Raw genomic sequence first — 10,811 nt, 5'->3', positions numbered from 1 at the left:
CTGTTGGGCCGGGAGATCCACCAGTCCGTACGTCACGGAGGGCAGCGCCGACCGCGCGCCGGCGCTGCCCTCCGTGACGTACGGACTGGTGGATCTCCCGGCCCAACAGGCGCGCACAGCGCTGGAGTTCGACGTAGACAGGGCGGCCCATCTGCACATCGTGGGCTCGCCCCGCAGCGGCCGTTCACAGACGCTGCGCACCCTGGCCGCGGCGCTGGCACAGGCGCACGGAGCCGACGACGTGCACCTGTACGGCATCGACTGCGGCAACGGCGCGCTCAACGCACTGGCCGCGCTGCCGCATTGCGGTGTGGTGGTCGACCGGGGCCAGACGGAGCGGCTCGGCCGCCTGCTGGACCGTCTGGGCTCCGAACTCACCGCCCGCCAGAGCGTTTTGGGCACCCGGGGCACCGCCGACCTGACCGAACTGCGCGGCACACAGCCGCCGGGCGAGCGGCTCGCGCACATCGTCCTGATGGTCGACCGGTTCGAGGTCTTCGAGCGGGAGTTCGGTACCTACGACAACGGCAGCTACATGGAACGGCTGCTGCGGCTGCTGCGCGACGGAGCGGGAGCGGGCATCCACGTCGTCCTCGCCGGGGACCGGGTCCTGGGCGGAAGCCGCTTCTCCAGCACCACCGAGGACAAGGTCGTGCTACGGCTCAACGACCGCCAGGACTACTCCAGTGTCGGCATCCCCACCAAGTCCGCCCCGGCCGCCCCCGCCCCCGGGCGCGGCATCCGGGTCCAGGACCTCAGCTCCGTACAGATCGCCGTCCTGGCCGAGGACCTGTCCGGCACCGCACAGGCTCAGGCCCTCACCGACCTCGGCGGCGAACTCACGGTCAGGGAGGGGTCGGTTCCGGGGCATCGGCGCCCCCTCCGCCTGGACCTCGTCCCCGACCGGATCTCCTACGAGGACGCTACGACCCTGCACATGCCGGGCGGGCCGATGAAGCCGCTGGTGGCCGTGGGCGGCGACACCCTCACCTCGCTCGGACCCGACCTGTCCGACGTACCGTCGTTCATCATCGGCGGACCTCCGCGCACCGGCCGCAGCACCGCCCTGCTGGCCGCGTCGCTGTCCCTGTTGGCCGCCGGTACGGGGCTCCTCGTGCTCGCGCCCCGCCGTTCGCCGCTGCGCGCGTTGAAGGGTTGGGCGGGCGTGGCGGACGTGATCACGGACGCCGAGGTGTCCTCGGACGACTTCCGGCGCACGCTCGGTCAGATAGGCGAGGAGCACGGAGTCGTCGTGATCGATGACGCGGAACTCTTCATGGGTTCCGAGATCGACTCCGATCTCGCGCTGCTCGCGCGCGGTGGTGCGGGAGCCGGATGGGGCGTACTCGCGGCGGGCAACGCCGAGTCGCTGGCGTTGAGCCTCGCGGGGTGGATGGGCCAGATGAAACGGAACCGCTGCGGCATGCTGCTCTCGCCCCAAGGGCTGGCCGACGGCGAGCTCATCGGGGTCAGGCTGACCCGGGGGCTGGTCGGCGCGGCCCCTCAACCCGGGCGCGGGCTGCTGCACTTGGGGGACGGAACCCTGCGAGGAGTGCAGGTGCCGTTCGCCGAGACCGAGACGGGCGTGTGAGGGGCTGCTGAGTCCCGCTGCGGAATGTGAGTGGAGGCGCCCCCCGACCGGCCGGGGGGCGCCTCCACTCACGCCTGTACCTGTCAGGCGGCGACGCTCTCCTCCACGAAGCGGAAGGTTCCGGAGATGGCGTCGAAGAGGTCGTAGACCTCGTTCTTCAGCGGCAGGTTGGGACTGGCCAGGGTGACGACGAGGAAATCCTGCGGACTGCCCGGCACCGGCATCATCGTGTGCATGATCAGCAGCTTCACGTCGACGTCGGCCGTCACCCGGACGGTCTCCGTACCGGTGACCCGGGCCACGGTGCCCACATGGGGCACCAGCGCCGTCATGACGACCCGGTCCGCGGGCACCGTTCCGGCCGTGGAGGCGCCGAGCTGGGTGGACAGCACGGGCAGCGTGAGCTCCTGCCCGACCGGCATGCTCACCGCGAACACCATGCCGTAGGCCAGGAAGAGCCCGTCGGGATACATGGCCGCCGTGCCGACGGCCAGCAGCGCGCCGTGCCGCCGGGCGGACGCGGACAGTTCCCTGCCCTGGCGGAACATGTCGTTGATACGGGCCTGTTCGCCCGGCGTGGCAGCGGCGGCCAGCGCACGGGCCCGGACGTCGGCCATGGCCGCGCCGGTGAGGTCGGCCTGCTGCCACTGGTCGGGAATGTCCAGGAGGAAGTGTCGTACGGGCCCGGTGCGCTGCTCGTCGCCCTGGCCGTCGCCGGGACCGTCCTGGAACGTGAGGGCGGGTGTCATCCGGCGCTCCCGTCGTCGAGGTTCGCCACCGCGTCCTGGTCGGTCTTCTCGAACGAGTCCAGGATGTTGCCGATCGCGTCCTGGATCTCCTTGACCTGCTTCTTCAGACGGTTCTTCCCGTCCTCCCACTTGTTCTCGAAGTTCTGGGCAGCGCCCTTGGACAGGTCACGCCCGAACATCGCGTCGAAGTCGAACGTGTGGTGCCCGATGTCGATGAAGTCGTGGACGAAACCCAAAGTGTTGCGGGCGTCCTCCAACTCATCGCCGGGGATGACAATTTGTGCTGCCATGTGCTTCCTCGTTCTTGGTTGTCGGTTGTTCGTGGTCGGAGAGAACAGGTCCACATCCATCGGAAACACGGGGTCGTGGTCCTGGATCGTTCACCGACGTGCTGTTGTCGGGAGCGGTGGGCGAAACTCGGCGGATCGTTGAACTCCGGGCTGAGGCTGTCTCGTGTTGCAGGCATGACGTTCTCCACCGCCCCGATGCCCTCTCACCCGGCGCTGAGCAGAGTGCTCCGGCGCGCTGTCGTCGTTCCCGCGCTCGCGCTGGCTTGCGTGACCGCGTTGTCGGGCTGCGGCAAGACCATCCAGATCGGCGACACATCGCAGCCGGCATCCTCCAGCCCGGCACCGTCCGCGTCGGCCGCGGCCACGTCCTCCGGCGCGGCGCAGTCCTCGTCCCCGGCCGCGGCATCGGGCAACGCGGCGTTGCAGGTCGTCGACTCCACGGCGGCGCAGGCCGGCCTGAGCGGCAACGGCGGAACGGTCGTCGGAGTGGCCGTGCAGGAGGCCCCGCCCCGCTGGGTCCAGCTCTCGGCCGTCACCAGCGACCAACTGCCCGCACAGCACCTGATCAACATCAACCAGGCCGCGCTCTACCGCTTCGACGACGACTCGGCGACTCCCTCGAAATCGGCCTGCGCCAACGCCTGTATCGGCAAGTGGCCGCCGGTCACGGTCGAGGAAGGCGGCAAGGTCTACATGGCGGGCGTCGACCCGAAGGAGGTCGGAGCCATCCGCCGCGAGGACGGGCAGATCCAGATCACGGTCGGTGGTTGGCCGATCTACCGCTACTCGGGCGACAGCAAGCCCGGCGACCTCAACGGCCAGGGCGTGGACGGGAAGTGGTTCGCGGTCGGCCCCAAGGGCGAGAAGGTCACGGGCAAGCAGTGACGCTCGCCGGGCCGCTCATTCCACGGGCGCACGACTCAACGTCTCAGGGGAGGGAATCGGCATGGCACGACGGCACTCCAGCCAGCAGGACTTCGAAGTGGTCGGGATGGACAGCGATCCCACCCCTGGCGATCCGGATCTGATGCAGGGTCTGATCACGCGGTATCGGGATGTCGGGGACGCGGCGGAAAAGGCGCTCAACGTCCTCAAGCGGGACGGTGACATCTCCCGTGGCCGCGGTGACGCGATCGACGCCCTGAACAAGAAGATCGGGGAGGATCTGCCGGACAAGCTGCGCAAGACCGCGACCTCCTTCCACGACGCCGCGCAGGCGTACACGGATTACGCCCCGAGGCTGCGGGAGGCGCAGGAGACTTTCGACCGGGCGGTGGACCAGGCCAACAGCGCTGCTCCGCAGGCGAATCAGACCCCCACGAAGCTCTCCGACTCCCCGACCGACGACGAGCGCGCGGCGGCCACGCGTCAGCAGAACGAGATCGAGGCAGGACAGTCCGCGCTCAGCGCCGCCAAGAGCCTGGCCCAGCAGGCCCAGCAGATGCGGGAGAGCGCGCAACGGCAGTGCGAGGACGTCCTCGACCGGGCAGCCCGCGAGGCGATTCCCGAACGGAACGTCTTCCAGAAGATCGGCGACTTCTTCAAGGACTTCCCGTTCGTCAAGATTCTCCTGGGAGTTCTCGCGGGGATCGTCGCGGTGATTTTCCCGGTGGCGGGAGCCCTTCTGGGCGGCGCCCTGTTCGCCGTGGACACAATAAGCGCGATCGCTTCCGGCAACTTCAGTCTCGGCGACTTCGCGGTGGGGCTGCTCAGTCTCATTCCGGGCGGATCGATCCTGAAGGGCCTCGGCGGCGCGGCCAAGTTCCTCCCGAACATCACGAAGAACGTCGACGGTTCGATCAAGAACATCAAGTCGACGATCGGCTCCACGAAGACGGTGGGAGGCCCGCTGGGCGGCTCCTTCGGCAACGCGATCAAGAATGCCGGGGGTGACTTCGCCGAATCGGCGGCCGGGGCAAAGGCAAACCACCGCCCGTTCCCGTCAAGAACGGCTCCAAGCCCGGCACCACCACCCGAGGCCAGGGCTCAGACAGCAGTGGAACTCCGTCTTCTTCGAACCCGAACAACACCACTGGGTCCTCTTCCCATGTGAACGAGCACTTGGTGGATGTGCCTGCGATTCTGGCGAGGTTTGATGCACAGGTGAAGGCGCGGGCACTGCAAGACCACATAACAGAAGAGGAAGCACTGCGGCGCATACGGCAGGAAGCGGCGCAGGAGAGCTCTTCCAGTCCTATCAGCGCGCAGGCGCATGCGCACCAGTCGCAGCCGCTGGCGCAGGCGCAGGGGCCTCCGCCTCCGCCACTGCCGCAGAAGCAGCCGCCACCGGCGCCGCCGAAGCCGGTGCAGCCGAAGCCGGTGCCACCGCCGGTGCCGCCGCGGCCGGGGCAGTCGCAGTCGCACCAACAGGAGCCGCCGCCGGCGCCGCCGGCGTTGCCGCCGCGGTTCCGGCGGCAGGACGGGCAATCGCAGGAGGGCGCTGAGGCTGGGGAGGGACAGTCACAGGGGAACGACTGATCCTCGGATTCCGTCCCACCGGGAGGTTAATAACCGGTTCGTGTTCCGCGGTGGAGGATCCCGGCATGGCCGTAGGGCTGGTTGAAGACGGCTGTGGGCCGCCGTCCCGGATCCATATCCAGGACGGCGGCCCGCAGCCGAGTTTCGATCAGACCAGAGCGCTGGTGTGCCCCTACGCCGATGCAGGATCCGTGACGGGCAGGAGGCCGAGTGCCAGGAGGCTTTCGGCGGTCGCCGCGACGGCGTCTTCGCTGCTGCGGGGGTTCCAGCCGAGCACCGTACGGGCTTTGGCGTTGCTGACGTGGCGGACCTTGCCGAGGTTCGGCAGCATGCCCTTCAGTGCCGGGTTGGCCTCGGCGGCCCTGCGTACCGCCTCGTCCGGGAGTTCGGTCGCCGGGACGCTACCGGCGGCGTCTCCGAGGCGGTCGCGGACGGCGAGGGCGATCTGGTGCAGGGAGACGGCGTCGCCGGCGGTGGCGATGAAACGCTCGCCCGCTGCCTTCGGGTCGGTCATGGCCTTCAGGTGCAGGTCGGCGGCGTCGCGGACGTCGACCACGCCGAAGTACAGGCGGGGGGCACCCGGCATGGCGCCGCTGAACAGGCTGTTGATCATGGTGATGGAAGAAGAGTGGTCGTCGCCGACGACGGGGCCGAAGATGCCGACCGGGGCAACGGTGGCGAGCTGGAGCCCGTTGCCCTCGCGCTCGACGAAGTCCCAGGCGGCGCGCTCGGCCAGCGCCTTGGATTTGATGTAGGCGGGGATGTCGCTGTCGGGGTCGGTCCAGTCGTCCTCGGTGAAGGGCTGTTCGGTGGCGGGCCTGCCGTAGCCGACGGCGGCGAACGAGGAGGTGACCACCACGCGTTCGACGCCCGCGTCACGGGCCGCGCGCAGCACGCGCAGCGTGCCTTCCCGGGCCGGGACGATCAGGTCGTCCTCGTGGTCGGGCTCGCCGCCCGGGAAGGGGGAGGCGGTGTGCAGGACGTAGCGGCAGCCCGCCACCGCCTCGGCCCATCCCGCGTCCGCGGTGAGGTCCGCCGCCACGAAAGTGAGCCGCTCCCCCGTGTCCACGCCCATGGCCGCCAAGTCCCCGCGGACCTGCGCCTCGTGGCTGAGAGACCGCACCGTGGTGCGGACCTGGTACCCCTCACCGAGCGCCTGGGCGATCACACGGCCGCCCAGGAACCCGGAGCCTCCGGTGACCAGGACGGTATCGGTCGACGTATCGGTCGAAGTGCTGCTCATGGCCAAGCTCCTTTGTCTTTTGGTACGCGTACTGGCGCGTCGGCCGGACGCCGGCCAGATGAGGAAGGAGCCGGCTGCGACTAACTGGTCAGCGCCGGCAGCAACAGGGCGTCCATGACGGCGATGAGCTGGTCGGCGTCGGCCTCGGTGCCGGTGAAGAGCTTCTCCACGAAGACGCTGCCCATCAGGAACATCTCGACGCGCGCCAGGGCCGGGTTGTCGGCACGGATCGTTCCCCGCTCGATGTGCCGGGCCAGGATCGTGCGCAGCGCGGCGAGGTAGGGGGCGAACAGGACGTCCCGCAAGGCCTGGGCGAGGGCCGGGTCGGACACGACCGCCTGCCAGATCCCCAGGGTCGGGGCACCCTGCGGGTGCGGCTCGGGCATCATGCGGGCCAGCGCCACCAGGTCGTCGCGCAGACCGCCGGTGTCGATGGGCGGCAGGGGCGGGTACTTGCGTGCCGTCATCGCCGTGATCACGAGCCTGGGCTTGTTCTCCCACCGCCGGTACAGCGTGGCCGTACTCGCCTTCGTCCGTCTGGCCACCTCGTCCACGGTCGCCTGCTCGTAGCCGACCTCGGCGACCAGGTCGAAGGTGACGTCGAGGATCTCGCGCTCACGCTCCTGCGTGAGCCGTTTGCGCCGGTTGGAGGCCGGTGCCTGCTTGTTCATGAGCAATTCCCGTCGCCGGTTGCCGGTCCGCGTTCGGTCACCTGCACGACCAATTAGCGAAAACGTGTTGTCGACAGTACGTTTTCGATAAGTGGTTTTCAAGTCGGGCGTGTAGCGCACCCTCGCCGTCGACCACGACGGAGCCGAGTTCGCTTCTCCCGAACCGGGATGCGGCACGGAGCCCCCCACCGGACACCTCCAGCGAAGGCTGACGCGGCGGCTCCCGCAGCGAGAACAACTCCTCGTCTGTGCTTGGCCGTGACGAGTCGCGCCGCCGCCTGCCCGCAGCGCCTGATGATTCCTCGCCGAGGTGGTGGACGGGCGTCGGCTACCGTTCTGTGGGCGGGGTCAATCCGCCGTCGTCCTCCGTGAGCCCGTACCCGCGGTGGAGCGCTTCGTCCGGTACGGCATTGGCCGCCGCCGCCCGGCGTACCAACTCCGGTGTGAGCAGCGTGGCCGGGTGGGCGGTCATGAAGCCGACGGCCCGGAAGGCGGTGGCCACCTGAACGTCTCGACTGGCCGCGGCCATCACCTGCTGCATGGCCCACGCCTGCCGACGTTCCTGCGCGGTGGTCGGCTTCCTGGCGACTCCCAGCCGGACGGAGTCGGCGGCCGTGGAGGTCTGCCAGGCGGCCTGGACCATGACCTTTTGCAGGTCCAGGAAATGCCGCGCCGGGGCGTCCAGGTCCGGCGCGGAGCACAGGTACTCCGACAGGCACGACGCGTGGAGCGCGGCGGAGGACATGCCCTGCCCGTAGACGGGGTTGAACGACGCCACGGCATCGCCGATGACCGCGAGGCGGGCGGGAAAGCGGCCGAGTTCCTCGAAGTGGCGCCACCGGCTGTCGGGGTGGCGGTAGGGGACCACGTCACCGATCAGCTCGCCGGCAGCCGCCTGCTGGTAGATCGGTTGCAGCTCGCGGCAACGGGCGAGGAAGTCCTTGGTGCCCAGGTGCTCGCTGTCGCTCCCGAAGAAGGCGAGCATGACTGCCCACCGTCGGCCCTCGATGGCGTTGACCGCTGCCACGGCCAGGCCCTTCGAGGGGAAGTGCGGGCTGTAGCGGCTGATGCCGCTGGAGGGGCCGGACCAGACGGGTGAGCGGGTGAAGCGGGCGGTGAAGTAGCGGATGTCGACTTTCAGCCGCTCCATGTCGGGCCGGGGCCAGCCTCCCTCCTCCAGCCAGGTGGAGAGCCTGCTGCCGCGGCCGGTGGCGTCGACGACGAAGTCCGTGGTGTCGACGGTCTCCTTGCCGTCGGTCGTGTATCGCACCGCGTCGGCGGCGCCGCGCGCGTAGTTCAACCCCGTCACGCGGCCGGTGACCACGTCGACGTTCGGCAACCTGAGGGTGTCGCTCCGGATCAGCGCTTCGAGGAAGGGGCGGCTGCTGGTGACGAGCTCTGTATTGGGTGTGGTGATCTGCTCGACGTCGTCGAGGTAGGCCGCGGCGCCGTGCGAACTGGACAGGACTGCGCCCCCATCCAGGGCCCGCTGGATGATTCCGGGGTACCAGCGTTCGAGCTGCGCACGGCCCCCCGGCAAGAGCGTGTGGACTTGGTAGCCCTGCGGCACACCCGGGCGAGGCTCGCCCTTGGCGCCCGCCTCCGCCCTGTCGGCCTCGACGATCACGACATGCTCGGCGTGGTCGGCGAGCACCCGCGCGGCGAGGAGTCCGCCGATCCCCCCGCCCAGCACGTGCACGGTGCGGAAGAGGAACTGAGGGTCCTTCGGCGTAGTGAGAGTGCTGAGTCGCTCGAAGATCGCGACAGGAGAATCCGGCATGTGAGCCTCCAAGGCGGGGTGCGCAGGTGCTTCAACTCGGTTGAAACACGACGTGGTTACGCACGGAGTTCAACCGGGCCCCAGCACCAAGTGCCCGACCGCCCTGGCGTGGGCCTTCGCGGGCGGTTTGTTCTTCGGCGGCCTGCCACTGTCCGGGATTCCGTGCGGCAGCACAGGTGAGGACGGGAGCCGGTCGGTGAATTCGAATCCCGGGAATTCGACTCCGGGGAAGGGGAAGGGGGCCGCGTTCCGTCCCGGCGAATCCCTTCTGGCCGGCCGGGGCGTCCGCAGACCGGAGCACCACGACCCCGCGGTCGTCGTGCTCCGGCTGTTCGACACGGCGCCGCGGACGAAGCGGACAGTGGCGTGACCGCCGGTGCCGACGCGGACGTCGACCGGCAGGAGCGACTGGACGGGATGGAGCGGGCCGTGCTCGCGGTCAGTCGATGGCACGCCATGGCCGCCCACGAGGGCGCCGCCGCGCCGACCGCACCCGTCGGTGTCGGTGGACCGCCTGCTCTCGGAACCTGCAGCACCGCCTGCCCCCAGTGCACCAATGCAGAACTGCCGGGCTGAGCAGTCGTTGCAAGCGCTTCCTTGTAGTCGGCGAAAGCCCGGCCAGGGAAAGGAGCGGGCCTCTACAGACAACTGGTCAGCGGGGGCGGGAGGCGGCGTATCGAGCAGCAACTGGAGCTGGCCCGGTGCCCGGCCCCGCCCGCACCGTCAGTTCTGCCCGATTGCCTTTGCAGGTGAGAGCCGGGCGCGGGCAGTGACCACGGGGAGCCGTCACGGTTGGTGAGGGGGCTGTTCGATTCCAGACAGTGGCCTGGAGCGAGTCTCAGTCCGATTCACCACATCTGATGCTCCATCAGGTTTGGTGAGTGCGGGCTGTTTCGTACCGTCCGCGGCGATACCCAGGACATGGACCACGACGAGATCTCCTGGCAGGACGTGCTGTTCGAGGACTTCGCGGTGCTTGTCACCGCCGCAGTGCACGGTGCAAGCGGACTGATGGTGCAGCCGGCCGGCCGGAGCGGTGACGGTGTATGTCCGTCCCCCCCGGCCGGGCATCGGCACGGGTCGACGACCGCTATGAGCGACAGCTGAAGGATCTTCCGCCGACCGGGCACGCCGTAGCTGTTGCCGCAGCACGGTGATCTCACTGTGCTCGGCGGCAAGGTGGGACAGTGCCACTTTCTGGAACTCCTTCAGGGCGTCGAGCTCAGCGTTCTTCCTGCTGAGGCGTTTCGCGCGGGGTTGTGACCTCGGCCTTGAGGCGTTCGATCTGCGCCAGGCATGGGTCGGGTTGCTGTCCGGCTTCCCCGGCGGCGGTCCACTGGCGGTCGAACTCGGCCTTCAGGCGCGCTCGACCTCGGGCTGATCGCGGTGACCTCGCTGGTGTGCCAGATCTGGCCGGGGCGGCGTGACGAGCCGCCGGAGGAGGGGAAGCGCAAGGAGACCGGGTAGTCGGAACTGTCCTTGTCTCGTCGCATCCTCTCGCACGCTCATGCCCCGCAGGTCGCGTTGGTTGCCCTGTCGGCATTCGAACGGCGGATCAGAGCGACCTGACGGTGCGAGTTCGCAACGAGGGGACCTGAACAGGTGGAACTGCAGAGCGTGACTGAAGTGCTTGCTATTGGAAGTCCCCCAACGGTTCGAACCTGCGACAGTCGCGCAGCGCGGCTCAGGCCACTGGGACGATGCCTCTCACCTGGGGCAATGACGCCTGAGAGCATGCTGCGGGCGCACGAAATCTTCCCGCGTGGCTAATTTCGTATGAACCACAGGAAGCCTCGCAGGTAGGGCCGTTGCGGGCCCTGACCTGCGAGAACACGCAGTGTGACTGGTGCCCCCGGGGGACTATTCACAGATAGTTGCAGGGCTGACCAGCGGGCTCTTGTGGGGCGGCTCGTGGTGGAGGGGCGGTTCGGTCCTGCGGTGTGTGTGGGGGGCGGGGGTGCGATGAACACCTCGGGTGCCGGGTTTGTCCCGAGCCGGGAGCCGCACCG

Annotated in this window: 10 protein-coding genes; 5 read left to right on the top strand and 5 right to left on the bottom strand. The window is 69.1% G+C overall.

Annotated features, from left to right (window positions below; translation table 11 throughout):
- On the top strand, positions 1 to 1,591 hold a 1,591-nt coding region (locus AC31A1_RS36755), incomplete at its 5' end, for an FtsK/SpoIIIE domain-containing protein (RefSeq protein WP_489657464.1).
- A gap of 83 nt (positions 1,592 to 1,674) precedes the next feature.
- Here the strand turns inward: AC31A1_RS36755 and AC31A1_RS36750 are convergent.
- Complete coding sequence (locus AC31A1_RS36750) at positions 1,675 to 2,340, bottom strand: hypothetical protein (RefSeq protein ID WP_489657463.1); 666 nt, start codon at positions 2,338 to 2,340, stop codon at positions 1,675 to 1,677.
- Positions 2,337 to 2,630: a hypothetical protein gene (locus AC31A1_RS36745; protein WP_489657462.1), complete on the bottom strand. Its 294-nt coding sequence runs from the start codon at positions 2,628 to 2,630 to the stop codon at positions 2,337 to 2,339. Before AC31A1_RS36745 ends, AC31A1_RS36750 begins: the two co-directional genes overlap by 4 nt.
- A 174-nt stretch (positions 2,631 to 2,804) precedes the next feature.
- Between AC31A1_RS36745 and AC31A1_RS36740 the strand changes: the two genes are divergently transcribed.
- Both AC31A1_RS36740 and AC31A1_RS36735 read left to right on the top strand, forming a co-directional pair.
- Positions 2,805 to 3,515 carry a hypothetical protein gene (locus tag AC31A1_RS36740; protein ID WP_489657461.1) on the top strand — a complete coding sequence of 237 codons (711 nt, stop codon included), beginning with the start codon at positions 2,805 to 2,807 and terminating at the stop codon, positions 3,513 to 3,515.
- A 61-nt stretch (positions 3,516 to 3,576) separates the two neighbouring features.
- Positions 3,577 to 4,683: a putative T7SS-secreted protein gene (locus tag AC31A1_RS36735; RefSeq protein ID WP_489657460.1), complete on the top strand. Its 1,107-nt coding sequence runs from the start codon at positions 3,577 to 3,579 to the stop codon at positions 4,681 to 4,683.
- A gap of 597 nt (positions 4,684 to 5,280) precedes the next feature.
- On the opposite strand, the gene AC31A1_RS36730 is transcribed toward AC31A1_RS36735, so the two are convergent.
- The 3 genes from AC31A1_RS36730 to AC31A1_RS36720 all read right to left on the bottom strand — a co-directional run bounded on the left by AC31A1_RS36730 (position 5,281) and on the right by AC31A1_RS36720 (position 8,802).
- Complete coding sequence (locus tag AC31A1_RS36730) at positions 5,281 to 6,351, bottom strand: SDR family oxidoreductase (RefSeq protein WP_489657459.1); 1,071 nt, start codon at positions 6,349 to 6,351, stop codon at positions 5,281 to 5,283.
- An 80-nt stretch (positions 6,352 to 6,431) separates the two neighbouring features.
- Positions 6,432 to 7,022: a TetR/AcrR family transcriptional regulator gene (locus tag AC31A1_RS36725; RefSeq protein WP_489657458.1), complete on the bottom strand. Its 591-nt coding sequence runs from the start codon at positions 7,020 to 7,022 to the stop codon at positions 6,432 to 6,434.
- A gap of 328 nt (positions 7,023 to 7,350) precedes the next feature.
- Positions 7,351 to 8,802 carry an NAD(P)/FAD-dependent oxidoreductase gene (locus AC31A1_RS36720; protein WP_489657457.1) on the bottom strand — a complete coding sequence of 484 codons (1,452 nt, stop codon included), beginning with the start codon at positions 8,800 to 8,802 and terminating at the stop codon, positions 7,351 to 7,353.
- Between the two features lie 366 nt (positions 8,803 to 9,168).
- On the opposite strand from AC31A1_RS36720, the gene AC31A1_RS36715 reads away from it, so the two are divergent.
- Complete coding sequence (locus AC31A1_RS36715; RefSeq protein ID WP_489657456.1) at positions 9,169 to 9,378, top strand: hypothetical protein; 210 nt, start codon at positions 9,169 to 9,171, stop codon at positions 9,376 to 9,378.
- Positions 9,379 to 9,723: 345 nt separating this feature from the next.
- Entirely contained in the window at positions 9,724 to 9,909 is a 186-nt protein-coding gene (locus AC31A1_RS36710; RefSeq protein ID WP_489657455.1) for a hypothetical protein, read from the top strand.
- The last annotated feature ends 902 nt before the right edge of the window (positions 9,910 to 10,811 follow it).

Source organism: Streptomyces sp. P5F9 (genome assembly GCF_057961495.1).
Note: the sequence above shows the minus strand (reverse complement) of the source record. Positions and strands in the feature narration are given on the sequence as shown.